Below are 26,493 nucleotides of genomic sequence, written 5' to 3'. Positions count from 1 at the left end.
GCCGGAGGCGGGCATGACTGAGCCCAGCCCGGAAGCGCTGCTCAGGAAGCGCTTTCTCGCCAGCCTGTCCATCGACTGCGAGAAGTGGCGCGAAGGCACGGGCTACGACCTCGAAGCCCTGGCCGCGCTGCCCGCGAAGGCGCAGGAGAGCATGGTGCAGGTGCTGCTCGACCGCGGCCTGCGCGACTGGCGCGACGTCGACGCGCTGGCGCAGGTCGAGTCGCCGAGCGCGCTGGCCGCGCTGCGCGAGGCGCTGCAAAACGGCCCGCCGGAGGTGCGCATGCGCATCGTGCGCCGCTGCCCGCAGCTCGTCGACGCCGAGACGCGCACCGCGTCGCTGCTGCGCGCGCTGGACGAGGCCGAGCCGCTGATCGCGCTGCCGGCGGCGCTGGACGAAGCCGCGGTCTGGCACCCGGCGCCGGTGATGCAGGCGCTGTGGCGGGGGCTGAGCGAGCGCGACGCCCAGGTGGCGCCGCGCTTCGCCGCGCTGCTGCTGCACCTCCACGGGCTCGCGAGCCATCGCCTGGCGCTGGAGCACCGCCCCTTCGTGCTGCGCTTCGCGACCGACGACCCGGCCGCGCGCGCGGCTGCGATCGCCGAGCTGCGCCAGCGCTTCGGCTACTGCCTTCCGTAGAACTCCGCCACGCGGGCGATGTCCCGCTGCATCACGTAGCTGTCGGGCCGCTGGCGGGCGAGGTCGCGCAGGGTTCGCAGCTCCGCGCTCACGTCGTCGCCGAAGCGTTTGCGCAGGATGAGCGCGGCCTGCAGCCAGCCGGAGAAGCGCGTCGAGATCGCCGCCGCCCACAGGTACGAGGGATCGTCGGCCGCGCTGACGGCGATGCCCTGGCGCAGTCGCGCGATGAGGTCCGGGCCCGTCGCACGAACCGCATCGCGCCACGCGGCGGCCGCGTCGGGCATCTCGGCAACCAGGCGCAGCGCCTCGGCCGCCAGCGCCTCGTCGTCGCCGAGCGCCAGGGCGCGCAGCTCGGCGGCCAGGTCCGGCCGCGCGGCGATGCGCGAGCGCACCTCGGCGCGTCGGGCCTCCGCCACCTCGACACGCGTGAACGGCAGCCACGCTTCGAGCGGCGCGTCGGCGGGGAGCGCCGCCAGCGCCCGCGCCTCGCGGCGCTCGCGCGCCTCGGCCCGCTGCGCCTCGGTCGGTGGCTGGTTCTCGGGTGCACTCGATTCGGCTCGCGGCGGCGGATGATCCGCCGCCGCGTAGGCCAGGCCGGTGGCGAGGGCGACCAGCGCCAGGTCCACCGCCAGCGCGAGCGCCAACCCGCGCACGAAGGTGCCGCCGGGCGCGCTGCCCACCCGCCACGCGCACACCGCGCCGATCACGAAGCCGGCGATCGCCCCGCCCAGCGCCAGCATGATGGCGAAGTACGCCGAGCCGCCTTCGAAGCTGCTGATGCGATACCAGCGGATGCACTGCCCGGCCAGCCAGCCGACGAGCACCAGGCCGGCGGCGGCCGAGAGCAGACCCGTGAAGAACACGACGGCGAGGGTGCGAGAAGCGGACATGGGTGCGGGAAGTGCCGGGCCTTGTTCTTCAACCCCCGGTTTCGCCGCCCGCCAGCAGCGCCGCGAGCGCCGCGCGATCGGCTCGGCGGCCGGCGTCGTAGCTGTCCGCCTCGAAGGCGGTGTGCGGCTCGGGGTAGGCGCGCAGGCGCCAGTGCAGCGCATGGGCATGCAGGGCCGCCACGTGGTCCGGGCGCGTCGCGCGCTCGCCGCGGCCCACGGCGTCGCGCAAGGCCTCGGTGTACAACGCGCCGAGCATCACGGCGGACTGGATCTCGCTGTCCACCGCCAGCACCGCGGCATCCGCCTCGGCGAAGCGCCCCGCCTGCACATCGGGCAGCGCGGCCCGCGCGGCGGCGGCCAGGCGCCGGCGCAGGGCGTCGAGCTGCGGGTCGCCGGTGCGCAGGTCCAATCCGAAGCCTTCGCGCGGCGCGGTGGGCGCCGCCTCGGGGGCGGCGGCGCCATCCGCCAGCTTCTGCCGCGCGCCCGGCACCAGCGTGCCCTGCTGCCAGGTGGCTTCGACGGCCGGCAGTTCGTCGAAGAACGAACCCAGCTCGTCGATCCTGGCCTCGTCCGCCACCTCCACCCGCACCGTCGTCGCGAAGTAGTACAGCCGCGTCGCCGCATCGGTCTGGCGCCGCGCCAGCGCCTGGGCGATGCCCGGCATCGGCAGGTAGGCGTTGCCGCGGTTGTCGTGGGTCCAGGCGCCTTCCGCGTGCTGACGCCATCCGACGCTGCCGCGCCAGCCGTCGGCGCGCGCGGGCAGGCGCGGCACCGGCGCCGCGGCGCCCTCGCGCAGCATCAGCCCGAGCGGTTTCAAAAGCTGGAAGCGCGGCTCGGGATGGTCCATCCACTCCGCGTACACGCCGTTGACCATCACAGGCTTGCCGGGCGCCGCCGCGCCGAAGCCGGCTTTCTCCAGCGCCGCGCGCGCCCGCAGCGTCGCCGCGGTGGCACGCGCCTCTGCACGCCCGGCGCGTCCGGCCATCTCGGCGAACTTCGCCCGCAGGTCCGCGGTGACCTTGAACGACGCCGCGATGTGCTGCAGCATCGGCACCGCCGCGTCGGGCGCGACGTCCTCGTCCACCACATGCCACGCGATGTGCAGGCGCCGCGACGGATCGGCGTACAGATACAGGTGCGCGGGCTCGTCCAGCGAGTTCTGCGCGTAGCGGCCGGCGGAGATCTTCAGGCGCGCGTCTGCGAACGTCAGCGTGCGTTCGTGGCGCAGCGTCGCGTACGACGGCGAGAAGCCCGGCGGCCAGCGCTCGTACGCGGCCGCGGGGGCGTCGGGCGCCATCAGCGACACGGTCAGCAACTGCCGAAAAGCCGTGCTGCTGCCCAGCGATGCCATCCAGCCGAACTGCCGCTCGAAGCGGAAATGGATGCGCTGCGGATCGTCGTCCTGGGCCCCGCCCGCCCCGAACGGAACGACGCGAGGGGGCAGCGAAATCTCCCCCACCCCCTGCAAGGTGCGCGGCACCAGCCGATCACCGCCAAAGCCGAGCAGTCCGAACAGTGCCATCAGCAGAATCAACCGGTAAGCCATCGCAGCCATGAAGGTCCGGACCAGGGAACGGCGCGCCACTGCCAGCCGGCGTGGGTCACCGCATCGACGAACGGCGCCTTCATCTCCTGGGCGTCGAAGCGCCAAGCGTAGTCGAGTCGCGGCTGCGGCCGTCCGGCGGCGTCGAATTGCAATCCGAACACACGTTCGTGCTCGACCTGGAAGAACACCACGCCGCGCTGCGTGCTCCAGTCCAGCGACGCGCCGCCTGAGCCCGCGTCCGCGTCGAAGCGCGTGCGCTGATCGGTCACGCGCACGACGCCCGAGTCCGGATCGGGCTCGAGGATCAGGCGCACCACCTGCCGCATGCGGTGCGCCCGCGCCAGGTCCAGCCAGCGCGCATCGGCGAGGCGCCAGGTGACGACGATGCGGCCGTCCGCCTCTTCGCCGAGCGTCAGCGGCACGTCCGCCGCATTGACGGCCAGCAGCCGTTCGCGCAGCGCCGCGAGCGGCACGGGTGTGGTGCCCGCCGCCGCCGGCACCGTGCCCGCCCAGGCCACGCCACGGAAGAACACGAACGCGTACAGCAGCACGAGCGCGACGACGATGGCGGGCAGCACGCCGGGACGGTAGAGCCAGTGGCTGTCCGCCTCCGAATCGGCCTGTGACCGTGCCTGTGCCGGCGCGATGGCGCCCAGCGCGAGCAGGCGCCGCGTGGCGCCGCGTTCATCCGCGCCGGACACCATCACGAAGCTGCGCCCGACCTGCGCGATCTTCACCACGTCGCCCGCCGGCCGCGTTGCGGTGCGCAGTCCGTCGGGCCCGGGGTCGGGCCAGGATCCGAGCGCCTGCTCGGCGTAGGCCCGCGCCGCATGCTGCGCCGCCCCGGCCGTGGCGAAGCGGGCCACGATGGCGGCCCCTTCGGGCAGCACCACCATGTGCGCCGCCTCCGCTTGCCGGAACGGCGGCAGCGTGCCGGCGGCACGCAGGTCCGAGCCGGGCGCGCCGGCGGCATCCGGCCCGAACACGGCGGTGAGATCCGCGAACGCGCCGTCGCGCACCGCGAGAGCGGCTTTGCGCTCCACCCAGCCATGCGCGCTCGCCTGCTGCGCGCCCGGCGTCCAGCTCAGCGCAGCACGCGGCACGGCGCCCGTGGCCACCGCCAGGTGAAAGGCGAACTGCGGCAGCAGCACCAGGGCGAACAGCCCGGCCACGAACACCAGCGGCCGCAGCGAGACGCCCGACCGCGACATCATCAGGCCCATCACGGCCAGCACCACGGCGCCGAGCACCGCGGCCACGGTCATGGCCAGCAGGCCGGGGTTGTCGCGCAGCAGTGCGGCGGTGGCGCTCATGGCGTGATCCGCTCTGGATGGTCGAAAAGGTCGTCGAATGCGGCGATGGCCGGTTGAAGATCCACGTTCGCCGCCGGCAGCGCGCGCTGCACCGCGGGCAGCAGGCGCTTGAAAGCGCTGCGCATCCGCTGGCGGCGGTCTTTCGGGATGTGGCGCCACTCGCGCCGGGCATTCTGCGTGATGCGTTCGATGGCGCGGCGCGCGTGCGGGCCCACACGCTGCTGTTCGTCCGGCGCCAGGCCCGCGATCTCCAGCGTCGCCAGCGCCTGCCCGGCCTGGCCGCCGTCCAGCTCGGCGATCAGCGCGGCGACGAAGCCGCCGTCCGTGCGCAGTCGCGCGATGGCGGCGGCGCGCACCTCGTCGGAATTCCATTCGTCGGTGAAGCGGATCAGCTCGGAGAAGTCGCGCTTCGGGTCCAGCGTCGGAATGCTGGCCAGGTTCTGCGCTCTTACTTCGCGCTTGTGGCCCGCACGATGGACGAGCCCGGCGAGCTGCCCCCCGCCCGCGCCCACCAGCCGACAACCCAGGAAACCGGCGCCGAGCAGCACGGCGCCGGCCGCGCAGACGGCCCACGGCAGCAACACGGCCGTGTGCGCGACGCCGAACGCGAAACGGGGATACAGCGTGATCACCACGAGCAGCATGCTGAGCAGGGGCGGCACGTGCACGAAGGCCACGGTGAGCAGCCTCACGGCCTTGCCCGGATGCCTCGCGAATTCCAGCCGCGCCAGGGCGAGGACGAGAAAACACAGCGACGCGAACACCACCAGCAGGTACTGCCAGACCCGGGCCATGCCCAGCCGGTCGAAGCCGCCTTCGGCCACCGCGCAGCACAGCGCGATCGCCAGCAGAACCCACAGCGCGCCGAACAGCAGGATGCCGGCGAAGGCACCGCCGCCGTCGTCGCGCTTGCGGGCGAGTTCGAGCAGCAGCACCTGCACCGGAACGAGATACACCAGGGCCGCGAGCGCCAGGCAGATCGTGCCGATGATGCGGGCCATCGCCGAAGGAAAGAGAAAAAGAAAGAACGCCGGCTCGCAAGCCGCCCGATCAGCGCTTGGGCGGATGCAGACCGCTCATGCCCGGGAACAGCGTCTCGGCCTGCCGGGCCATCTGCTCCTGCATCTGCAGGAACATCGCCTTGCTCTGTTCCAGGTAGTTGCCCATCAGGCCCTGCATCACCGGCGCCTGGCCTTGCAGGAACTGCGTCCACAGCTCCGGGCTCATCGCCTTCGGGTCGTACAGGCCCTGCGACTGCTCGGCGATGCGCTGCTGGATGTCGGTGAAGGTCTGCAGGTTCTTCTCGAGGTACGAGCCCATCATGCCCTGCATCGCGTGGCCGTAGAAGCGGATGATCTGCGACAGCATCTGCGTGCTGAAGATCGGCACGCCGCCGGTCTCTTCCTCGAGGATGATCTGCAGCAGGATGCTGCGCGTCAGGTCTTCGCCGGTCTTCGCGTCGCGCACCACGAAGGCCTCGCCCGACATCACCATCTGCTTGACGTCGGCCAGCGTGATGTAGCTGCTCGAACGTGTGTCGTACAGGCGCCGGTTGGGGTACTTCTTCAGCACCCGCAGCGCGGCGTCGTCGGCCTTCGCTGCGCTGGCGGGCGGGGCGGCCTTGGTCGTTCGGCGGGTGGCGGGCATGGGCAGTGGACTCCGTTGGGCTTGCATGGTGCAGGGCACAAAGATTCTAAGAAGCGCCCACGGAGCACCCGAAGGGGTTTACCCCGGCGCCTCGGGCGCGAGCCCAGGGCGCGTCAACACACCGCCAGCGTGCCCGGCTCGCCCTCGGCCACGCGGCCTATGAGCGCGGCGCCGTCGAATCCATGGCGCGCGAATACCGCGCGCACGGCGTCCACCGCCTGCGGCGCGCACGCCACCAGCAGGCCGCCGCTGGTCTGCGGATCGGTGAGCAGCGCGCGCTCGGTGGCGTCGAAGCCTTCGGGCAGCCTCACGTCGTGCCCGTAGCCGGCCCAGTTGCGGCCCGACGCGCCGGTGACCAGGCCGCGCGCGGCCAGTTCGCGCACGCCGTCGAGCAAGGGCACGGCGGTCCAGTCGATCTCGACGCGGCAGCGCGCGCCGCGCGCCATCTCCAGCGCATGGCCGGCCAGGCCGAAGCCGGTGACGTCGGTCAGCGCGTGCACGCCGTCGAGCGCCGCGAGCTCCGGCCCCGGCGTGTTCAGCCGCGTGGTCGTGGCGATCATGCGCGCGTAGCCGGCCTCGCCCAGCTCGCCCTTCTTCAGCGCCGCGCTCATCACGCCGACACCCAGCGGCTTGCCCAGCACCAGCACGTCGCCCGGCTTCGCGTCGGCGTTGCGCCCGACGCGCTTCGGGTGCACCAGCCCGAGCGCGACCAGGCCGTAGATCGCCTCGACCGAGTCGATGGTGTGGCCGCCCGCCACCGGAATGCCCGCGGCGCGGCACACCGAGGCGCCGCCTTCGAGGATGCGGCCGATGGTGTGGGTCGACAGCACGTTGATCGGCATGCCCACCAGCGCCAGCGCGAGGATGGGCTTGCCGCCCATCGCGTAGACGTCGCTGATCGCGTTGGTGGCGGCGATGCGGCCGAAGTCGAACGGGTCGTCGACGATGGGCATGAAGAAGTCGGTGGTGGCCACCAGCGCCTGCTCGTCGTTGAGCTGGTACACCGCCGCGTCGTCGGAGGTCTCGATGCCGACCAGCAGCTCCCGCGGCGCGGCCATCGCGGCGGTGCCTTCGAGGATCTTCGTCAGCACGCCGGGCGCGATCTTGCAGCCGCAGCCGCCGCCGTGCGACAGCGAGGTCAGGCGCGGCTCGGCGGCGGCGGCGTGGGCAGTGGCGTGGGGGTCGGCAGCGTTCATCCGCCGAGCATAGCCGGGCTATGATCGCGGCGTTGGTGCTCGTCGAGGCGTTCCGCCGAGACGGTTCAACGGGAATCAGGAAGGAAACGGCCGGCACGGCCCGCTCCCAACCTGAGCTGCCCCCGCAACGGTAAGCGGACGCAGGCCAAGCCTCGGCGGCACGGCCCGCGGCGCGTGACACACGGCCACTGGAAGCGCATCGCCTCGCCGCGCTGCGCCCTGGGAAGGCGTCGCGCGCAGTCTCCGTCAGCCCGGATACCGGCCAACGAGGTGGCGCGCCGCGCGAGCGGCCCGCCGTGAGGCGCCAGGCCGCGGGGAAGCGGCGCGGGCGCGTTTGTGATCCTTCTTTCATCATGACCGAGTCGTCTTCCCGCCGCGCTGCGCGCAGCACGATCGCGCGCGCCATCGCCGGCGCCCTTCCCTTCATCGCCTGTCCGCCAGCGCTGGCGCAAGCCGTCGCCGCGCTGGACAGCGTCGTCATCAGCGGCACGCGCGAGCCGCTGGCGCTGGAGCGGCTGGCGGCCGACGTGGTCGTGATCGACGCCGACACCATCCGCCAGTCCAGCGCCGATTCGGTCGCCGATCTGCTGCGCCGCCAGGCCGGCGTGCAGCTCTCGCGCAGCGGCGGGCCGGGGCAGAGCGCGGGCGTCTTCATCCGCGGCGCCTCGTCCGGCCAGTCGGCGGTGTTCGTCGACGGCGTGCGCGTCGGCTCGGCCACGCTCGGCTCGCCGTCGCTCGAAAGCCTGTCGCTGGCGCAGATCGAACGCATCGAGGTGCTGCGCGGCCCCGGCTCCAGCCTCTACGGCGCCGACGCGCTGGGCGGCGTGATCAACATCTACACGCGCCGCGGCGACGGCCCGGCGCGCATCGACGCGCATGCCGCGATCGGCGGCTACGGCAGCAACCAGGCCTCGCTGGCGGTCAGCGGCGGCGTCGGCGACTGGGATCTGGCCGGCTCGCTGTCGCATGAGAAGAGCGACGGCGTCTCCGCCGTGCGGCCGGGCGACCTGTTCGGCAACCACAACCCCGACGACGACGGCTACCGCCTCGACAGCGCCCAGGCGCAGATCGGCTTCAAGCCCGCGGCCGGGCACCGCATCGGGCTGGTGGCCACCACGAGCCGGCTCAACGCGCAGTACGACAGCAGCGAGTACCCGCCGCCGACCTTCGCGCCCGACAACACGCCCGACTTCCGCAACAAGCTGAACACGCGCACCGTGGCGCTGGACTACCGCGGCGCGCTGACGCCCGAGCTGGTCGGCAGCGCCCGCATCGACAGCCAGCGCGACGACTCCAAGACCGGCGGCAACGGCATCGCCCACTACCGCACCACGCGCCAGGGCGCCTCGGCGCAACTGGCGTGGAAGGCCGGCGCGATCGGGCAACTGGTGGGCGCGCTGGAGCACGTGGAGGAGAAGGCCCTGTCCAGCGACATCGGCCCCGGCTCGCTGAAGCGCCGCAACAGCGCGCTGGTGCTGGAGCTCACCGGCGACGCCGGGCCGTGGTCGTGGCAGCTCGACGCGCGCCACGACGACAACTCGGCCTACGGCAACGTCAACACCGGCCGCATCGGCGGCGCCTTCGCCTTCGCGCCCGGCTGGAAGCTGCGCGCGCTGGCTGGCACCACCTTCCGCGCGCCGACCTTCAACGACCTGTACTACCCCGGCTACGGCGTCGAGACGCTGGAGCCCGAGCGCGGGCGCGGCATCGAGCTGGGCGTGGCGTGGCAGGGCGACGGCAGCGAAGCGGCGGCCACCGTCTACCGCAACCGCGTGCGCAACCTGATCGGCTACCAGGGCGACGCCACGCAGTGCCCCGACCCGGCGGCCTACCCCTTCGGCTGCGCCGGCAACACCGCGCGCGCCAAGCTCGACGGCGCCACGCTCTCGGGGGCGCAGCGCTTGGGCGCGCTCGCGCTGCGCGCGCAGATCGACTTCGTCGACGCGAAGGACACCGACAGCGGCGAGCGCCTGGCGCGCCGTGCCAAGCACCAGGAGACGCTGTCGGCCGACTGGGACGGCGGAAGCTGGAGCGTCGGTGCCGCCGTGCTGAACCTGGCCAGCCGTCCCGACGGCGGCAAGCGGCTCGGCGGCGAGACCACGCTCGACCTGAAGGCCGCCTGGCGCTTCCTGCCGCAGTGGTCGCTGGAGGCCAAGCTGCTGAACGCCACCGACGAGCGCATCGAACCGGCGCGCGACTACCAGGGCCTGGGCCGGCAGGCCTGGATCGGCGTGCGCTACTCGGGCGGCTGGTGAGGTGAACCTCGCGGGCGCGGGCATGGGCGCGGGCACAATGGCCGCATGCCCTTCGGCCCCTCGCCCGCGCGTGCCTGGATGCGCCTGCCCTCCGGCGCGCGCCTGGACCTCATCACCCCCGACCCCTGCGCCTGGACCGACACGGACCTCGCGGTGCGCCTGTCGCGCACCGCGCGCTGGGGCGGCGAATCGGTGTGGCCGCTGCCGCTGTCGGTGGCCCAGCACTCGCTGCTGGTGCTGGAGCTGCGCCGGGCGGCGGCCCCCGCGCCGCTGAGCGCCGACGACGAACTGCTGGAGCTGCTGCACGATGCCGAGGAGGCCTTCCTCGGCTTCGACTGCATCGGCCCGCTCAAGGCCGTGCTGGGCGAGCCCTTCCGCGCGGTGGGCGAGCAGCTCATGCGCGCCGTGGCGCGGCGCTACCGCCTGCCGCCCTGGACGGCCGAGCAGCACCGCCTGCACAAGCTCGCCGACACCGCCGCGGCGGCCAGCGAGGCCGTGCACTGCGTCGGCTGGACGCAGGCCGAAGTGCGCGACATCCTGAAAATCGCGGCGCCCATCGCCGAGGCCGACCCGCTGGCCGCGCGCTACGGCGACCGGCCCTGGGAGCCCTGGCCGCTGGACGTGGCGGCGCAGCGCTTCCATGCCGAGCTGCGGGCGCTGTGCGCGCGCCGCGACGCCCCGGCCTGATCAGGCGCCGGCGCGCAAGGTCTTCGCCGCCGCCACCATGTTGGCCAGCGCGGGAATCACCTCGGGCCACTGGCGGGTCTTCAGGCCGCAGTCGGGATTGACCCACAGCCGCTCGGCCGGCAGCCGCTGCGCCGCCTTCCTCATCAGTTGCACGATGTGCTCCTGCGTCGGGATGTTGGGCGAGTGGATGTCGTAGACGCCCGGGCCGATCTGGTTCGGGTAGCGGAAGTTCTCGAACGCGTCGAGCAGCTCCATGTCGGAGCGCGAGGTCTCGATGGTGATCACGTCGGCGTCCATCCCGGCGATCGACGCGATGATGTCGTTGAACTCCGAGTAGCACATGTGGGTGTGGATCTGGGTCTCGTCGCGCACGCCGTTGGCCGTGATGCGGAAGCTCTCCACCGCCCAGTCCAGATAGCTCTTCCACTGCGCGCGGCGCAGCGGCAGGCCCTCGCGCAGCGCGGCCTCGTCGATCTGGATCACGCGCACGCCGGCCTTCTCCAGGTCGAGCACCTCCTCGCGGATCGCCAGCGCGAGCTGCCTGCACGACACGCAGCGCGGCTGGTCGTCGCGCACGAACGACCAGTTCAGGATCGTCACCGGCCCGGTCAGCATGCCCTTCATCGGCTTGTCGGTCAGCGACTGGGCGTAGGTGATCCACTCCACCGTCATCGCCTTCGGGCGGCTGATGTCGCCGAACAGGATCGGCGGCTTCACGCAGCGCGAACCGTAGCTCTGCACCCAGCCGAACTGGCTGAACGCGTAGCCTTCGAGCTGCTCGCCGAAGTACTCGACCATGTCGTTGCGCTCGGCCTCGCCGTGCACCAGCACGTCCAGGCCCAGCTTCTCCTGCTCGCGCACGCTGCGCTCGATCTCCGCCTTCATCGCGTCGCGGTAGCCCTGCTCGCCCAGGCGCCCGGCCTTGAATTCGCCGCGCGCATGGCGGATCTCGGCGGTCTGCGGGAAGGAGCCGATCGTCGTGGTCGGGTAGGCGGGCAGCTTCAGCAAGGCGGCCTGCCGGGAGGCGCGTTCGGCATAGGCGCTGCGGCGCTGGCCCAGGCGCGGCGTGATCTTCGCCACCGCCGCCTGCACCGCCGGGTTGTGCACACGCGGCGAGGCGCGGCGCGACGCCAGGGCCGCCCGGTTGGCCGCCAGCTCGGCCCGCACCGCATCGCGGCCTTCGCGCAGCGCCTTGCCGAGCACGCGCAGCTCGTCGAGCTTCTGCAGCGCGAAGGCGAGCCACGATTTCAGCTCGGCGTCGAGCTTCTGTTCGCTGTCCAGGTCCACCGGCACGTGCAGCAGCGAGCACGAGGGCGCGATCCACAGGCGTTCGCCCAGGCGCCGCGCCAGCGGTTCGATCCAGTCGAGCACCGCCGTCAGGTCGGTCTTCCAGATGTTGCGGCCGTTGATCACGCCCAGCGACAGCACCTTGCCGGCGGCCAGCAGCTCGATCAGCGGCGCCACGCCGTCGCGGTCGTTGATGGCGTCCACGTGCAGGCCGGCCACCGGCAGGCCGGCCGCCAGGCGGGCGTTCTCCTGCAAGGGGCCGAAGTAGGTGGCCAGCAGGATCTTCACCCCGCTGCCCGCGAGCCGCTGGTAGGCGGTCTCGAAGGCCCGCTGCCAGGCGGCGTCGAGTTCCGTCACGAGGATGGGCTCGTCGATCTGCACCCATTCGACGCCCTGGGCGGCCAGCGTGCCGAGCAGTTCGGCATAAGCGGGCACCAGCCGCTCCAGCAGCGCCAGCTTGTCGGAATCGTCCTTGGCCTTGCCGATCGCGAGGTAGGTGAGCGGGCCCACGATCACCGGCTTGGCCTTGACGCCCTGCGCCTTCGCTTCCGCGAGCTGCGCCAGCAGGCGCGAGGCGTCGAGCGTGAAGCGCGTGGCGGCCGTGAACTCGGGGACGATGTAGTGGTAGTTGGTGTCGAACCACTTGGTCATCTCCCCGGCCGCCACGCCGCCGCAGCACGCGGCGTGCTCGTCGGTGCCCTTGGCCGAACGGCCGCGGGCGACGCGGAAGTAGTTGTCCAGCACGTCGCCGTGGAAGCCCTGCACGCGCTCGGGCAGGTTGCCGAGCAGGAAGCTGGTGTCCAGCACCTGGTCGTAGAACGAGAAGTCGCCCACGGGCACCCAGTCCAGGCCGGCCTGGTTCTGCCAGTGGCGCCGGCGCAGTTGCGCGCCCAGCGCCTTCAGTTCGTCGCGCGAGGACTCGCCCTTCCAGTACGACTCGAGGGCGAACTTCAGTTCGCGCCGGGCGCCGATGCGGGGAAAGCCGAGGTTGTGGATCGTGGTCATGCGCCGCCTCATCAACAGGAGATCAATGGAAAACCGGGAACGGCCGGCATCGTAGAAAGGCGGTTCAATGAAGTAAAATGGTCTTATCTCACGTATCCATGAATTTCATTCACTCATCATGCTGGAGCGCATCCACCTGGCCGTCGTGCAGGAAGTCGAGAGGCAGGGTTCGCTGACCGCCGCGGCCGAGGTGCTGCACGTCACCCAGTCGGCGCTGAGCCACAGCATGAAGAAGCTCGAGCAGCAGCTCGGCACCGACGTCTGGCTGCGCGAGGGCCGCAGCCTGCGGCTCACGCAGGCCGGCCAGTACCTGCTGGCCGTGGCCAACCGCGTGCTGCCGCAGTTCGGCCAGGCCGAGGCGCGGCTGCGCCAGTTCGCCCAGGGCGAGCGCGGCAGCCTGCGCATCGGCATGGAGTGCCACCCGTGCTACCAGTGGCTGCTGAAGGTCGTCTCGCCCTACCTCGCCGCCTGGCCCGACGTGGACGTGGACGTGAAGCAGAAATTCCAGTTCGGCGGCATCGGTGCGCTGTTCGGCTACGAGATCGAGCTGCTGGTCACGCCCGACCCGCTGTTCAAGCCCGGGCTCCACTTCGAGCCGGTGTTCGACTACGAGCAGGTGCTGGTCGTCGCCAGGGGCCATCCGCTCGCCGCGGCGGCGCACGTGAAGCCGCGGCAGCTCGCCAGCGAGGTGCTGATCACCTACCCGGTGGACATCGAGCGGCTGGACGTCTACAACCAGTTCCTGCTGCCGGCGGGCATCACGCCCCGGCGCCACAAGACGATAGAGACCACCGACATCATGCTGCAGATGGTTGCCAGCGGCCGCGGCGTGGCCGCGCTGCCGCGCTGGCTGGTGCAGGAGTACGCGGCCCGGCTCGACGTCGTGCCGGTGCGCCTGGGGCCGCGCGGCATCGCCAAGCAGATCTTCCTCGGCGCGCGCGAGGCCGATACCGCCATAGACTACATACGCGCCTTCGTCGAACTCGCCCGCCGCCCCTCCGCATGAACGCCCCCGCTGACCGCAAACCCCTTCCGCTGCCGGCGGGCCACCGCAAGGTGCTGCTGCATTCGTGCTGCGCGCCCTGCTCCGGCGAGGTGATGGAGGCCATGCTCGCCTCGGGCATCGACTACACCATCTTCTTCTACAACCCCAACATCCACCCGCTCAAGGAATACGAGCTGCGCAAGAACGAGAACATCCGCTTCGCCGAGAAGTTCGGCGTGCCCTTCATCGACGCCGACTACGACCGCGACAACTGGTTCGAGCGCGCCAGGGGCATGGAGCACGAACCCGAGCGCGGCATCCGCTGCACGATGTGCTTCGACATGCGCTTCGAGCGCACCGCGCTGTACGCGCACGAACACGGCTTTCCGGTGATGACCAGCTCGCTGGGCATCTCGCGCTGGAAGAACATGGCGCAGATCAACGACTGCGGCACGCGCGCCGCGGCGCGCTACCCGGGCCTGACGTACTGGGACTACAACTGGCGCAAGGGTGGCGGCTCGGCGCGCATGATCGAGATCAGCAAGCGCGAGAACTTCTACCAGCAGGAGTACTGCGGCTGCGTCTACTCGCTGCGCGACACCAACGAGCACCGGGTGGCGCAGGGGCGCGCGCGCATCCAGTTGGGGGTGCTTTATTACGGCAAGGGTGAGGGGTCGGAAGGGGAGGCTTGAGCGCGGCTGGCCGGTCGAGGCCGGGTTCCGCCTTTCGACTGCGAACGCCGAGGCGCTGTCGATCAGTGGATGACCTGCTGTAAGAACGCCCTGGTCGGACCACCTGCTGCGGGGCGAGGTCCCGGGATAGATTTCGACTGACAGTTCGACCCGCGGGGCCGCCGCACCAAATCAACTTGGGGCGCCTTTGTTTGGACCCGTCCTGCACACAGATGGTTCGTCGGACTGGGCCCCCGGGCATTCAACCCTCCAAAACAGCAGGCATGGGTTTCGCTTGTAATGACAAGTCATCACAAGTTGATGAAGTCCGTCGTTTTTTTGGAGGCTTCAATGCTCAGACGCTCTGTACTTCATGCCATCGGTGCCACCGGCGTGCTGGCATACGCTGCTCCGGTCTTCGCCCAGGCCAACCCCATCCGCATTGGCTTTCAGACCGGGGACATCAATGTTCTTCTGATGTACGCCCAGCAGGCCGGCGTGCTGGCCCGCAACGGCCTCGACGTGAAGCTCACGCCATTTCCCGCGGGACCGGCCATGCTCCCAGCGCTGGCCGCAGGCGAAGTCGACCTGGCGTGGATGGGTGAGTTTCCGGCGGTCACGGGCTATTCGAACGGCATGCCGATCGAGATCCTGATGATGGAGCGACTGGACTTCACCAACGTCCGGCTCGTCGCAAATCCAGCGGCAAACATCCGCAGTCTTGCCGACCTCAAGGGCAAGAAGATCGGCGTGTCCATTGGATCGACCAGCCACAACCACCTTCTGCGCGCGCTTGCGCAAGGTGACCTAAAGCAGACGGACGTCACCCTGGTGAACCTGACGCCGGCCAACATGCCGCCGGCCTACATCGCGGGGCAGATCGATGCCGCGCTGACCTGGGAGCCCAATGTCGGACTGATGGAGAAGGCGGGGGCCCGGCCGATCGCCACGACGCAGAGCCTGGGGATGATCACCGGCGGCATCTGGGTGGCGCGCCAAGCCTTCACCCGAGACAAGCCCGACACAGTACAGCGCTTCCTGCGCTCTTGGCGGGAATCACAGGCGGCCTATGCCAGCAACCCTGCCGAAGTGCGCCAATACGAGGCCAAGCGCGTGGGCCAGACGCCGCAGGAGTTCGATGCATTGATCGCTCGCCAAACGGCAAGCCACCCGCCGTTCGAGCAGTTGCTCACCGCTGACTTCATGGGGCCGCCGGGCCAGGAGCTGGATTCGCGCCTGATGAAGCACCTGCAGTCCATCGGCTCGTTCCTGCTCACCGAGAAGCGAATCAGCGCGCTGCCCTCCGACTGGAGCCGGATCTTCAACACGCGCCCTATCCAGGAACTGCTGCGGGCAGAAAAGCGCTGATCCTTCCTTCACTCCATCCAACGACATGAAGCCTCTCGACACCACCAAGCTCACTGCCTTGCAGCAACGCATCGTGCAGGGCATAACCCACGAGGCTTGGCTCGCGCTCACACGTGAGCTCGTCACCACCGGGCAGCCCGACGCCGAGAATCCGTTGGATCCGGACATGCCTTCCGGTAGCGAAGAGAAGATCGCGACCTGCGTCGCCGGCAAGTTGCGCGAGCTCGGCCTCGACGTGCAGTTGCAAGCGAAGCAGCCCGGCCGACCGAACGTGATCGGTACCTGGACAGGCACCGAGCCGGGTCCGACGGTGATACTGAACGACCATCTCGATGTCTATCCGGCTGGCGACCCGGCAGGGTGGACCGAAACCGGCGGTGAGCCCTATCGACCGACCGTCCGCGACGACAAGCTGTACGCGCGCGGCACCTCGGACACACGCGGCAACCTAGCTTGCACGCTGCTGGCAGTCAAGGCCCTGCGCGACGCCGGCGTCGAGTTGCGTGGAACGCTCAAGTGCATTTACACGGTCGACGAGGAGAAGCACGGCCCCAATGGCGCAATCTACTTGCTGGAAGAACTCGGCGTACGAGGTGACTTCGAGATCACGGCAGAGCCTAGCGGCTGGACACGATCGGTCGACGAGTGGGGGATCGGGATCGCCGTTGCACACTCCGGCAACTGCCTGGTGGAGATCACCGTCGAGGGCACACAGTCCCATCTGTGGCGCCCGGACACGGGCGTGAACGCGATCACGCACATGGCCAAGGTTGTCTCGGCGCTCCAACTGCTCGAACTCACCCATGAAGAGCCCGAGTTGTATGGTGGCACGCGGCCGATGGTCTGCTTCACACGCATGCGCGCGGGCGAGCCTCGCGAAATGCAGTTCACGCCGGCGAGAGCTGTAGCCATCGCGGCTGTGGTCGGTCTCGTGCCGGGCATGACCATGGAGTCGATCCTCACAGACATCCGTCGCGTACTCGACACGCGGATGGCGGCGGACCCCACCCTGAAAGTGCATGTCCGGCAGGTACCCGGTTCGCTCTTCGTCCCGGCGACGAAGGAAGTGCCCGCGCATGCGGAACCGGTCGCCTCCCTCGCCCGGGCCTACCAGAGCGTGTTCGGCGAGGCTCCCATGCTCTACCGCAAGAACGCGTACTGCGACACGATTCGCTTCTCGCACGCCGGGATTCCGTCGGTGACCTTCGGACCGGGCGAAGACGGCTGGCCACCCACGAACGAGTACATCCACACACCCAAGGCGGTTCCGGCAACGCAGGTGCTCGCCCTCGCCATGCTGCGGCTCTTCGGCGCCGAAGGCACCTGAACGCCATGGATCTGAGCGACACGCCACAACTGGCGACACACCTGACAGCGCCCCCCACCGGCCGGCCGGGCATGCCACGCGAGATACTGCGCTTCGAAGGTGTGGGGCTCGCCTATGGCGAACATGCTGTGCTGCGCGATGTGTCGTTCAGTGTGCGCAGCGGCGAAACCATTGCACTGCTCGGCCCGTCGGGCTGCGGCAAAACAACGCTGCTGAACATCGTCGCCGGCTTCCTGCGGCCCACCGCCGGGGTGGCACTGTGCGACAACCGCGAGATTTCTGAGCCAGGGCCGGACCGTGGCGTCGTTTTTCAGTCCTATGCCTTGTTCGACTGGATGACAGTCGCCGAGAACATCGCATTCAGCTTGCGCTGCGCCGGCGCGCCGAAGGAGCAGCAGCACGAAACCGCGCGCCGCATGGCGTCACTGGTCGGGCTGTCCGGCTTCGAGCGCTCCTATCCCTACCAGCTCTCGGGCGGGATGCGACAGCGGTGCGGCCTCGCGCGGGTTCTCGCTGCGAGCCCGAGCGTCATGCTGATGGACGAACCCTTTGCCGCGGTGGACGTACAGACGCGAGAGACGCTGCAGGAGGAGATCCTGCGCATTCAGGCCTCCACCGGCTGCACGATCTTGTTCGTGACGCACAGCATCGACGAGGCCGTGTTCCTGGGCGACCGGATCTTCTTGATGCTCAAGGACGGCCAGGGACGCTTCGAGGAGTTCCCTGTCGCGCTGCCGGAGCCGCGCGACCAATCCGAGAACCGGCTTCATCCAGAGTTCCTGTCAGTGCGTGAGAAGGTCTACCGCGCCATGCGCGGCATAGGCCATTGAAGAAGGGAATCATGACCACGTCGACGACTTCGGGCAGGCGAAGCGCTTATGTCCTGCTGGCAGTGCTGTCGCCCGTCGCATTGCTGATGTTGTGGATCGCAGCCACCCAACTTGGCTGGGTGCGCAGTGCCTTGCTGCCATCCCCAGCAAGTGTGCTTGCGACGCTGCAGGAAATGGTGTCGCAGGGCTACTCTGGCGTCAGCTTGATCGCGCACGTGTCTGCGAGCTTGCTGCGCGTAGGATCGGCGTTTGCACTGGGCTGCCTGCTCGGCGTCTCAATCGGCATGATGAGGGGTCGCATCCCAGCGGTCGACGCAATCTTCCTGGTGCCTTCGGAGTTGCTGCGCCCGATCCCCCCGCTCGGCCTGATCCCCCTGTTCATCCTCTGGTTCGGCATTGGCGAGACATCGAAGATCCTGCTGATCTTCATGTCGGTTTTTCTGATCATGATGATCAACACCCAAGCCGGTGCGCGCAGCTGCGCCGAGGACTCGCTGCGTGCGGCCCAGACGCTCGGCGCCAGCCGCCTTCAGATCTTCCGGCATGTCGTGCTGCCCTCCGCGCTGCCGCAGATCGTGACCGGAATGCGCGTGGCTTTGGGCACGGCTCTGTCCATCCTCGTCGCATCCGAACTGCTCGGGGGTGATCGCGGACTCGGCTTCATCGTCCTCGATGCCAGCAACTTCTTCCGAACCGCCCACGTGTTTGCCGGGATCATCCTCATCGGCCTGATCGGACTGGTCAGTGATCGTGGGCTGGCAGCCATCGGGCGTCGACTGGTTCATTGGGAGGGCAAGCGCTGAAACCTGCACGCACACCCGCGGCGCCCCTGGCGCTCACGAACATCGACAGACTGCCATTCCATGCGCAGGTGCGCGAGACGATTCGTGCGCGCATTCTCGACGGCACTCACCTGCCCGACCAGCAGTTGCCGTCAGAGAACGAGATGACCGCGATGTTCCGTGTGAGCCGGATCACGATCCGCCACGCGCTGCAAGACCTGCAGAACGAGGGCCTGATCTACCGCTTGCACGGCAAGGGCACTTACGTGTCTCGCCCTCGCGCGACACAGGACCTCACACGCCTGCAAAGCTTTGGCGAGGCGATGCGCCCGCTGGGATACGAGACCTTCTCGAAGCTGATCAGCATCAAGCAACTGAAGCCACCGTCGGCCGTGGCAGAGCGGCTGGGCCTGCAACGCAACGAGAAAGCCTGCGAGATCAAACGCATCCGGTTCCTCAACCGCGAACGCGTGTCGATCGATGTCAGCTATTTCAAAACCCAGCTCGGAGCGTTGCTGGCTCGTGCGGATCTTGAATCCTCCGACATCTTCGTGATCCTCGAGCGCGATCTGGGCCTGACCTTGCAGCACGCAGACCTGGTGATCGGTGCGCGCCTTGCCGACGAGGCACAGGCCGCGCTGCTCGGGCTCGTTCCAGGGGCGGCCCTGCTCTACATCGATCGCGTCACGACCGACCAGTCGGGTCTTCCGGTCTCGTGCGAGCACCTGTTCCATCGGGGCGACGCCTATCACTTCCACGTTCGCGTTGAGCGCGAGCAGCATGCATGGCCCGCTGCTCGGCCGTTTTCAAAAGATTCGACATGACGCACTCCCTGCGTTTCGATGCGCTTCGTTCCGCCTATCGGACAGGAGTGTTGACGCCCGTCGAGGTCGTCGATCAAGTGCTTCGCACGATCGCCGCACGTGGAGAGGATCACGTCTGGGCCTTCGTTGCCGACGCCGAGGCCCTACGCCAGCGCGCGCGTACGCTTGCCGCACGGATGCACGAGATCGACCGCCTGCCCCTCTTCGGGCTGCCGTTCGGCGTGAAGGACAACGTCGACGTCGCCGGATCTCCCACGGCCTGCGGCTGCCCGACATATTCGCGTACGCCCGAGCTGTCATCGCAGGCGGTACAGAAGGCCCTGGACGCGGGTGCAATCTTCATCGGCAAGCAAACGCTCGACCAGTTCGCCACGGGACTCAATGGCACGCGCACACTCGGCGGTCACTGCCGCAACGTCTTCGATGCGGACTACATTCCCGGCGGCTCGAGCTCTGGATCGGGGGTGGCTGTCGCGGCAGGTCTGGTGAGTTTCTCACTGGGATCGGACACCGGTGGATCGGGACGCATTCCGGCCGCGATGAACAACATCGTCGGCGTTCGCCCCTCCATCGGGCGCGTCAGCACGAAGGGAATGGTCTACAACAATCGCCTCTTCGACTGCATCCCGATCTTCGCCTCGACCGTCGAGGAGGCGTACGTCGTCCTCGACGTGATCTCGGGCGCAGACTCCGACGAGCCCGTGCGCCCCTGGGGGCCCGGTGCCGGCACCAGGAACGCACCAGCCGACGGCATGTTCCATTTCGCGATCCCGAACCAGCTCGAGTTCTTTGGAGACACAACTTCGGCCGAGTGCTTTGCGCAGGCCGTCGCCCGCCTGAAAGGGCTCGGCGGCAGCTGCGTGGAGATTGATTTGGCGTCGTATCACGAGGCGGGCCGCATGATCTTCGAGAGCGGGCTCGTCGCGGAGCGGGTCGCCAGCTACGGCGACGTGCTGCACGCCAGCCCGCAGCAGCTCGTCCCCACGGTCGCCGCGATTCTCATGCGCGCGCGCAAGTACACGGCCGTCGATGCCTTCAACGCGATGTATCGCCTAGCAGAGCTGCAGTCGGAGTTCGCGCGGCAATTCCAGAACATCGACGTGCTCGTGACACCCACCCTCCCGCGTCCATACACCGTGCGCGAGATGCTGGAAGAGCCACTCGTCCGCAATGCGGAGATCGGCTACTACACCTACGGCGTCGGTCCGCTGGACCTCTGCGCCGTCGCCGTGCCATCGGCCCTGCGGCCCGACGGCTTGCCATTCGGCGTCTCGATCATCGGACGGTCGGGCTCCGACGATCTGCTGCGAGACCTCGGGCGCCGCTTCGAAGCTGCAACCGGTATCCCGCCGGGTGTGGCAGCGCTCCGGTGATGCAGCGGCCTGCATGGCAGTGATCGAGAAACCCCTCTTGCCGCAGCCGGGCCGCCCGAGATGACGGACGCAGCGGTGATAGGCACCCTGGCTATCCTGGGCGTCGCAGGGCTCGCGCACGGCATTTTCGGCATCGGCTTCGCGATGATCGCCACGCCTTTACTCGCGCTCTTTCTCGATTACACGACATCGCTGGTGCTGGCTGCGATCCCGTTGCTCGGCATGTCGGCTTGGTGGCTGGCGACCCATCGACACGCATTGCTGGCCGAACGCATCCCTGGCCGGCTGCTTGCGGGCATCGCCACCGGTTCTATCCTCGGCGTCGCCGTTCAGAGCGTGCTGCCGGCGCGAGCATCGATCCTGCTGCTCGCCGCCCTGCTGGCGATGAGCGTCTGCTTGCCCTGGTTGCTGAAGCGATGGAGCGCAGTCGACCCCCAGCAGGTGCGGCGCAACAGCGGCGCTTTCGCCGCACTGGCCGGCTTCACGGAGTCCTCACTCAACGTGGGCGCGCCCTTCATGGTGTTGTTCGGCGCCTTGGCGCATCTGAAACGTGTCGAGCAGTTGATCGTCCTGAACCTGTGCTTCTTCCTCGGCAAGTCGATCCAGGTGGGGCTGATTTCTCTGACCGGCACCCTGGGCCTCACGTCGCCTGCAATGCTGCTGGCCAGCACAGCCGTGGGCCTCGGGGGCTTCATCGCCGGAAACGCCTTAGCTGGCCGCTTGCTGGAAGCGACATTCCGCCGCGCATTGAACAGCTTTCTGATTGTGATTGTGGTCGCCCTGCTCCTTCGCGCAGGCATGTCGCCGCAGTAGGCAGGGCCATCTCCCTCGCCACGCTGCGCTCACTCGGCAACCGCTCGTTCATGAATGACTTTCTCAAATGCCACCGACCACGACCCGCTCGCCCGCGGCGACTTCGAGGTTGATGTTCTTGAGAACCTGGAAGGCGCCGAAGTGCTTGTTGACGTTCGTGAGCCGGATGGCGACTTCGGGAGCGGCGGTGCTCATGGCGGCGTGTTCCATCGGCGTTGGCAGGCGGCGGTCACAGGATGCGGCCAATGCGATCGGCGTAGGTGCGCATGGTCGGCACCATGGCGCTGATCTCGTCCAGCGAACGGCGGCTGCGCGGCGCGGAGATCGTCAGCGCGGCGATCACCTGACCCTCCCTGTTGCGGATCGGAACGGCGGCGCCGACGACGCCGCTGATGTATTCGGAGTCGTTCTTCGCGTAGCCCTGCGACTTCACCTTGCGAAGCTTGTCCGCGAGCATCCTGGGTTGGGTGACGGTGAACTCGGTCGTCGCTTCCCAGGGGCCGGTGGCGAGGAACCTGGCCAGTTGCTCCGCGTCCAGGTTCGCCAGGAAGACCTGGCCGCTGGACGTGCAATGCATCGGCGCGCGCTGCCCCGCCTGGAACTGCAGCGTCAGCGGCGATTGCCCCATCACGCTGGCGATGTACTCGACCTCGCCCATGGCCATCAGCGCGATGCCGCAGGTCTCGCCGGTGCGCTGCGCCACGGTGGCCAGCAGCGTCTGGATCGGCGCGTACACGATCGTCGACGACAGGATGGCCGTTGCCAGCCCGACGAGCTTGGGCGCCACCGCGTACTTCCCCTTGACCGGCATCTTCTGCAGGAAGTCCAGCCCCTCCAGCGTGGCGATCATCCGATGCGCGGTCGGCCGCGGCAGGTCGAGCATGTAGACGATGTCGGCCGCCGAGATCATGCCCATCTTCGACGCCAGTTCGATCACCGCGAACAGGCGGCCCACCGGCGTATCCGTCGACGTGGCCTCCACGGCCGCCCTGCGGTTCTTGGTGGCCATTGCGGCGCGCTCCTCAGGCTCTCGAAGGGATGGCATAGCGCTTGCGCAGAGTCGCGACCAGTTGCGATGCCAGCGAGCAGATCGCCATGTAGACCACCGCCACCGTCAGGTACATCTCGACCAGGCGCGCGTCGCGCTGCGCCACCTTGGAGGCCGCGCCGAGCAGGTCGGTGATCGAGAGCACGTACACGAGGGAGGTGTCCTGGAACAGGATGATGGTCTGCGTCAGCAGGATCGGGCTGACCGTGCGAAAGACCTGCGGCAGGATCACCAGCCGGTAGGTCTTGGCCGTGGACATTGCCAGCGCCTTGCAGGCCTCGTACTGCCCCTTCGGAATGGCCTTGAGGCCGGCGCGGATGATCTCGGCATAGTAGGCCGCCTCGAACAGCGTGAAGGTGATGAAGGCGGTCCACACCGGCCCGATGGTCACCGGCCTCGGCGCGCCGGTCACCCACATCAGCATGAGCGGCACGAGGAAGAAGAACCAGAACAGCACCATGATCAGCGGGATCGACCGCATCAGCGTGACGTAGCCGGTGGCCACACGCGCGGCCACCGGCACATCCAGGTGGCGGACCAGCGCCAGACCGGTTCCCAGCACCAGGCCGCCGAGAAATCCGACGGCGGTCAGCTCCAGCGAGAACACCAGGCCCTTGAACAGGAAAGGCAGCGCCTCTCCGACGACCGAGAAGTCGAGGTGCTGCATCTCAGGCCCCTTGCTTGCGCGTCGCCGCAGGCTGCGCAGCGTTCTTCGCGGGCTCCTGGCCCGGCGTGCGCAAGCGCTCTTCCATCCAGTGCATTCCGGCGTAGACGAGCAGCGCGAGCAGCAGGTACACCACGGTCGCCGAACCGAAGGCCTGGAAGGTCTGGAACGTGAACTCGTTGATCTGCCGCGCCTGCGCGGTCAGCTCCAGCAGGCCGATGGTCAGCGCAACCGATGTGTTCTTGAAAATGCCCATCACCTCGCTGGTGAGCGTCGGCATGATGATGCGCAGCGACTGGGGCAGAAGCACCAGTCTGTACATCTGCAATTCGGTCATGCCCAGGGCCTGCGCCGCAGAGCGCTGGCCCAGCGGCAGCGCCTCGATGCCCGCCCTCACCTGCTCGGCCACCCGGGCGGCCGTGTACAGCGACAGGCCGATCAGCGCCGGCACGAAGCTGCCCCAGGGCGGCGCCATCTTCTTGAACGCATCGCCGAGCGCGGCCGGCAACAGCTCCGGGAACACGAAGTACCACAGGAACATCTGCACGATGACCGGGATGTTGCGGAACACCTCGACGTACAGGCGAGCGGCCAGGGCCACGTGGCGATGGGTCGAGGTGCGGGCGCTGCCAACCAGGACGCCGATCACGAAGGCGACGCACCAGCCGGTGATCGCCAGCAGCAGCGTCCAGCCGACACCGGAGACGAGCCAGTCCAGGTAGCGCTCGTCGCCATCTTGAACGGTTTCCAGCAAGACAAACGACATGGCCCGATTCCGCGGCGACGATCCAGGGTCAGCCGTCGATCTTGTCGCTCGGCGCCTTGACCCGCTCCTTCAGCTTGTCGCTCATCGGGAAGGCCAGGTTCATGTTGCGCGGCGGGATCGGCGACTCGAACCACTTCTTGTAGAGCCTGTCGAACTCGCCGCTCTTCATCAGGCCGCCGAGCACGCCGTCCACCAGCGTCTTGAATTCCGCATCGTCCTTGCGGAACATCAGGCCGTAGTAGATGTTGTCGAAGTTGCTGCCGACGAGCGCGAACGCGCCGGGATTGCGCGCGTTGGCCTTTTCGCCGGCCACCAGGATGTCGTCTTCCAGCCAGGCGACGGCGCGACCGCTGTCCAGCGTGAGCATCGACTCGGCGTGGTCCTTGGCCTGGATGATGTTCAGTTCCAGCTTCTGGTCCTCGTTGACCTTGCGAGCGAATGCCACTGCGTTCGAACCTTGCGTGACCACGACGGTCTTGCCCTTCAGGTTCGAAGTCTGCTTGATGCCGGCGTCGGTGCGCACCAGCCACACCGGCTGGCTGACGAAGGTAGCGACGGAGAAACTCGCCTGCTTCTGACGCGCGGCGTTGTTGGCGGTGCCACCGCATTCGATGTCCACCGTGCCGTTGGCGACGAGCGGGATGCGGTTGGACGAGTTCACCGCCACCTGCTTGACCTCCAGCCTGGGCAGGTTGAGCTGCTGTTTCACCTTGGCGACGATCGCGTCGCACAGATCGATCGAGATGCCCACCGGCTTCTGCTGGCCGTCGAGGTAGGAGAACGGAATCGACGACTCGCGAAAGCCGAGCGTGATCGAGCCGGTTTCCTTGATCTTCTTCAGCGTGTCGCCCGTGGCTTGCGCGTGGGCCGACGAGGTCAGCGCGGCGCCGGCGAGGCAGGCCATGGTCAAGAGGGTGCGTGCGTTCATGAGTGACTCCGAGGGTGTGGAAGGGAACTGGCGGTTGAATGCGTGCCGCGGCTCAGTCGATGCGCTCGACGGCCTGGCCTGCCGAGTTCTTGGCTCCGTAGAGGCGGAGGACCTGCGCCAGCCGTTCGACGTCGTCGAGCGTGTTGAACATGGCGAACGAGATGCGGATGCCATCGCGCTCCGGCGAGACCCGCACCTGGTTGTTGGCGAAGTGCTCGGCCCACGGCCCGACGGGCACGCGCAGCACGTAGATGTGCGCCCGGTGTTCGCGCTTGCGCGGGCCGACCAGGGGGATGGCTTGCGCGTCCAGGATCTCGATCAGGCGGTCGCCCAGCGCCAGCACGTGCCGCTCGACGTTCTCGACGCCGACCTTCGTGATCATCTCGACCGCGGCATCGAGCGCCTGGATGTCCGGCAGATTGAGGTTGCCGATCTCGAAACGCGCGGCGTCCTTGCGCGTCGCCATGTCGTCGGGGCGGGCAATGTAGTCGGCCGGCGGGTTGGCCAGGCTCGACATCGCGAGGTACGCCGGCTGCAACTCATCCAGGCCGTCGCGCACGACCAGCACGCCCAGCCCCTGCGGCACCAGCAGCCCCTTGTGCGTACCGGCAGCCAGGATCGAGATGTTCAGCGCCTGCACGTCGACCGGCAGCACGCCGACCGACTGCATCGCGTCCACCACCAGGTAGATGCCGCGCTCCCTGCACAGGCGGCCGATGCTCGCCAGGTCGTGGCGCTGGCCGGCGTGGAAACTGACGTGCGACAGGCAGATCACCTTCGTGCGCTCGTCGATCAGGGGCCGGAAGGTGTCGGCACTGGCGATCTCGCTTTCGGCGGCCAGCTTGGCGAAGCGCACCTCGACACCTCGGCGACGCTGGTTCAGCCATGCATACGCAGCGTTCGGATGGTCGCCTTCGATCAGGACGACGTTGTCGCCGGCCGCGAATGGAATGGCGTGGGCGGCGATATTCATCCCTTCGGAGGTGTTTTTCGTGAAGGCGACCTCGCTGGGTTTGGCATTGAAGAGCGACGCCACACGAGCACGTGTCTGCTCGACGCGGCGCAGCCAGACCGGCTTCGGGCCTGCCGTCTCATGGCTTTCGGAATAGAAGTCGGTCAAGGCGCTGCGTACGCTGGTGGCCAACGGTGTCTGATGCGCCGAATCCAGGTACAGCATGCGCTTGGTCACCGGGAATTCGCTGCGGATCGCCGCAGCGTCGAATCTGGATGTCATGGGTCTCGCTCGCTGGTTGGAAAGCACGTGGCTTCGAGTCCGTTGCCCGTCGCGGCGGGCTGTCAACGGCGAAACTCTAGGATCGGACGTGAGCCACGGCGTCTCTGAATCCGAGACCCCGGAATGAGTCACGGGGGCCCGAAATTCGAGCGTTTACCCTTGATGTTCCTGCGAAGCAGGTCATCGAGAGGCGTCCGGATTTTGAGACGTAATTTTGCCGCGCACCAAAGTTGGATATCCGGAGCGCACCTATCGCGTGCCCGGGCTTCGAGGTGTCGGTTCACGCGGCGGCCGTCCGAAGACTCTCTCGTCGCGGATTCCGGACACCTCATAGACCTGCCGCCATCAACTGAAGCAGCCAAATTTCGGCACGCGCTTTCCGCGCCACCAAAGACAAAGGGCCTGGCGAAACCGCCAAGC

The 26,493-nt window shown here is 68.6% G+C and carries 25 protein-coding genes and 1 riboswitch; of the genes, 12 read left to right on the top strand and 13 right to left on the bottom strand.

Translation table 11 applies throughout. The annotated features are described in order from the left end of the window. Positions 1-13 precede the first annotated feature (13 nt). Positions 14-634: a hypothetical protein gene (locus tag QM792_RS10710; protein ID WP_415149843.1), complete on the top strand. Its 621-nt coding sequence runs from the start codon at positions 14-16 to the stop codon at positions 632-634. Here the strand turns inward: QM792_RS10710 and QM792_RS10705 are convergent. The 6 genes from QM792_RS10705 to selD form a co-directional block, all read right to left on the bottom strand. Beyond that, the gene (locus QM792_RS10705) at positions 619-1,524 is read right to left on the bottom strand and encodes a hypothetical protein (protein ID WP_415149842.1); all 906 of its coding nucleotides are present in this window, start codon (positions 1,522-1,524) and stop codon (positions 619-621) included. The two genes, QM792_RS10710 and QM792_RS10705, sit on opposite strands and share 16 nt — an antisense overlap. A gap of 28 nt (positions 1,525-1,552) precedes the next feature. Beyond that, on the bottom strand, positions 1,553-3,079 hold the full coding sequence (locus tag QM792_RS10700) for a hypothetical protein (RefSeq protein WP_415149840.1): 1,527 nt from the start codon (positions 3,077-3,079) through the stop codon (positions 1,553-1,555). Beyond that, on the bottom strand, positions 3,055-4,383 hold the full coding sequence (locus QM792_RS10695) for a hypothetical protein (protein WP_415149838.1): 1,329 nt from the start codon (positions 4,381-4,383) through the stop codon (positions 3,055-3,057). The genes QM792_RS10700 and QM792_RS10695 overlap by 25 nt, the downstream gene beginning before the upstream one ends. Continuing rightward, entirely contained in the window at positions 4,380-5,384 is a 1,005-nt protein-coding gene (locus QM792_RS10690; protein WP_415149836.1) for a hypothetical protein, read from the bottom strand. Before QM792_RS10690 ends, QM792_RS10695 begins: the two co-directional genes overlap by 4 nt. A 49-nt stretch (positions 5,385-5,433) precedes the next feature. Next, positions 5,434-6,030, bottom strand: coding sequence for a polyhydroxyalkanoate synthesis repressor PhaR (gene phaR, locus QM792_RS10685; RefSeq protein WP_415149834.1), 597 nt, complete (start codon positions 6,028-6,030; stop codon positions 5,434-5,436). 113 nt (positions 6,031-6,143) lie between these two features. Next, entirely contained in the window at positions 6,144-7,226 is a 1,083-nt protein-coding gene (selD, locus tag QM792_RS10680; RefSeq protein WP_415149833.1) for a selenide, water dikinase SelD, read from the bottom strand. A 16-nt stretch (positions 7,227-7,242) separates the two neighbouring features. Further along, a riboswitch (cobalamin riboswitch) is annotated at positions 7,243-7,508 on the top strand. A 71-nt stretch (positions 7,509-7,579) separates the two neighbouring features. On the opposite strand from selD, the gene QM792_RS10675 reads away from it, so the two are divergent. Beyond that, complete coding sequence (locus tag QM792_RS10675; protein WP_415149831.1) at positions 7,580-9,481, top strand: TonB-dependent receptor domain-containing protein; 1,902 nt, start codon at positions 7,580-7,582, stop codon at positions 9,479-9,481. Positions 9,482-9,526: 45 nt separating this feature from the next. Further along, the gene (locus tag QM792_RS10670) at positions 9,527-10,168 is read left to right on the top strand and encodes a phosphohydrolase (RefSeq protein WP_415149830.1); all 642 of its coding nucleotides are present in this window, start codon (positions 9,527-9,529) and stop codon (positions 10,166-10,168) included. Here the strand turns inward: QM792_RS10670 and metE are convergent, their stop codons facing one another. After that, positions 10,169-12,460 carry a 5-methyltetrahydropteroyltriglutamate--homocysteine S-methyltransferase gene (gene metE, locus QM792_RS10665; RefSeq protein ID WP_415149829.1) on the bottom strand — a complete coding sequence of 764 codons (2,292 nt, stop codon included), beginning with the start codon at positions 12,458-12,460 and terminating at the stop codon, positions 10,169-10,171. 118 nt (positions 12,461-12,578) lie between these two features. Here metE and QM792_RS10660 point away from each other — a divergent pair, with 118 nt between their 5' ends. The 9 genes from QM792_RS10660 (at position 12,579) to QM792_RS10620 (ending at position 21,433) form a co-directional block, all read left to right on the top strand. Next, positions 12,579-13,466, top strand: a complete 888-nt coding sequence (locus QM792_RS10660; protein WP_415149827.1) for a LysR family transcriptional regulator — start codon at positions 12,579-12,581, stop codon at positions 13,464-13,466. Then, on the top strand, positions 13,463-14,137 hold the full coding sequence (locus QM792_RS10655; RefSeq protein ID WP_415149825.1) for an epoxyqueuosine reductase QueH: 675 nt from the start codon (positions 13,463-13,465) through the stop codon (positions 14,135-14,137). The genes QM792_RS10660 and QM792_RS10655 overlap by 4 nt, the downstream gene beginning before the upstream one ends. Before the next feature lie 300 nt (positions 14,138-14,437). After that, entirely contained in the window at positions 14,438-15,484 is a 1,047-nt protein-coding gene (locus tag QM792_RS10650) for an aliphatic sulfonate ABC transporter substrate-binding protein (RefSeq protein WP_415149823.1), read from the top strand. 25 nt (positions 15,485-15,509) lie between these two features. Then, positions 15,510-16,811 carry a M20 family metallopeptidase gene (locus tag QM792_RS10645; RefSeq protein ID WP_415149822.1) on the top strand — a complete coding sequence of 434 codons (1,302 nt, stop codon included), beginning with the start codon at positions 15,510-15,512 and terminating at the stop codon, positions 16,809-16,811. 5 nt (positions 16,812-16,816) lie between these two features. Continuing rightward, the gene (locus QM792_RS10640) at positions 16,817-17,641 is read left to right on the top strand and encodes an ABC transporter ATP-binding protein (protein ID WP_415149820.1); all 825 of its coding nucleotides are present in this window, start codon (positions 16,817-16,819) and stop codon (positions 17,639-17,641) included. An 11-nt stretch (positions 17,642-17,652) separates the two neighbouring features. Further along, positions 17,653-18,444 (top strand): ABC transporter permease, encoded by a 792-nt coding sequence (locus QM792_RS10635; RefSeq protein ID WP_415149819.1) that lies wholly within the window; start codon positions 17,653-17,655, stop codon positions 18,442-18,444. 68 nt (positions 18,445-18,512) lie between these two features. After that, positions 18,513-19,247 (top strand): GntR family transcriptional regulator, encoded by a 735-nt coding sequence (locus QM792_RS10630; protein WP_415149818.1) that lies wholly within the window; start codon positions 18,513-18,515, stop codon positions 19,245-19,247. Then, positions 19,244-20,620, top strand: a complete 1,377-nt coding sequence (locus QM792_RS10625; protein ID WP_415149816.1) for an allophanate hydrolase — start codon at positions 19,244-19,246, stop codon at positions 20,618-20,620. The genes QM792_RS10630 and QM792_RS10625 overlap by 4 nt, the downstream gene beginning before the upstream one ends. A 75-nt stretch (positions 20,621-20,695) precedes the next feature. Further along, on the top strand, positions 20,696-21,433 hold the full coding sequence (locus QM792_RS10620) for a sulfite exporter TauE/SafE family protein (RefSeq protein ID WP_415149814.1): 738 nt from the start codon (positions 20,696-20,698) through the stop codon (positions 21,431-21,433). 63 nt (positions 21,434-21,496) lie between these two features. On the opposite strand, the gene QM792_RS10615 is transcribed toward QM792_RS10620, so the two are convergent. Genes QM792_RS10615 through QM792_RS10590 form a run of 6 tightly spaced genes read right to left on the bottom strand, consistent with a single transcriptional unit; the run spans position 21,497 to position 26,073 of the window. Continuing rightward, positions 21,497-21,628, bottom strand: a complete 132-nt coding sequence (locus QM792_RS10615; protein ID WP_415149813.1) for a hypothetical protein — start codon at positions 21,626-21,628, stop codon at positions 21,497-21,499. A gap of 34 nt (positions 21,629-21,662) precedes the next feature. After that, positions 21,663-22,442, bottom strand: a complete 780-nt coding sequence (locus QM792_RS10610; RefSeq protein WP_415149811.1) for an IclR family transcriptional regulator — start codon at positions 22,440-22,442, stop codon at positions 21,663-21,665. A gap of 13 nt (positions 22,443-22,455) precedes the next feature. Further along, positions 22,456-23,148 (bottom strand): amino acid ABC transporter permease, encoded by a 693-nt coding sequence (locus QM792_RS10605; protein ID WP_415149810.1) that lies wholly within the window; start codon positions 23,146-23,148, stop codon positions 22,456-22,458. A 1-nt stretch (position 23,149) separates the two neighbouring features. Beyond that, the gene (locus tag QM792_RS10600; RefSeq protein ID WP_415149808.1) at positions 23,150-23,911 is read right to left on the bottom strand and encodes an amino acid ABC transporter permease; all 762 of its coding nucleotides are present in this window, start codon (positions 23,909-23,911) and stop codon (positions 23,150-23,152) included. 28 nt (positions 23,912-23,939) lie between these two features. Next, entirely contained in the window at positions 23,940-24,839 is a 900-nt protein-coding gene (locus QM792_RS10595; RefSeq protein ID WP_415149807.1) for a transporter substrate-binding domain-containing protein, read from the bottom strand. A 52-nt stretch (positions 24,840-24,891) separates the two neighbouring features. Continuing rightward, positions 24,892-26,073 (bottom strand): aminotransferase class V-fold PLP-dependent enzyme, encoded by a 1,182-nt coding sequence (locus QM792_RS10590; RefSeq protein WP_415149805.1) that lies wholly within the window; start codon positions 26,071-26,073, stop codon positions 24,892-24,894. Between the last annotated feature and the right edge of the window lie 420 nt (positions 26,074-26,493).

Origin of the sequence: Piscinibacter sp., assembly GCF_047600445.1 — a bacterium.
In the GTDB taxonomy this organism is placed as follows: Bacteria; Pseudomonadota; Gammaproteobacteria; order Burkholderiales; family Burkholderiaceae_C; genus Piscinibacter.
The sequence above is the reverse complement of the archived record's forward strand: the minus strand, read 5'-3'. Positions and strand labels throughout refer to the sequence as shown.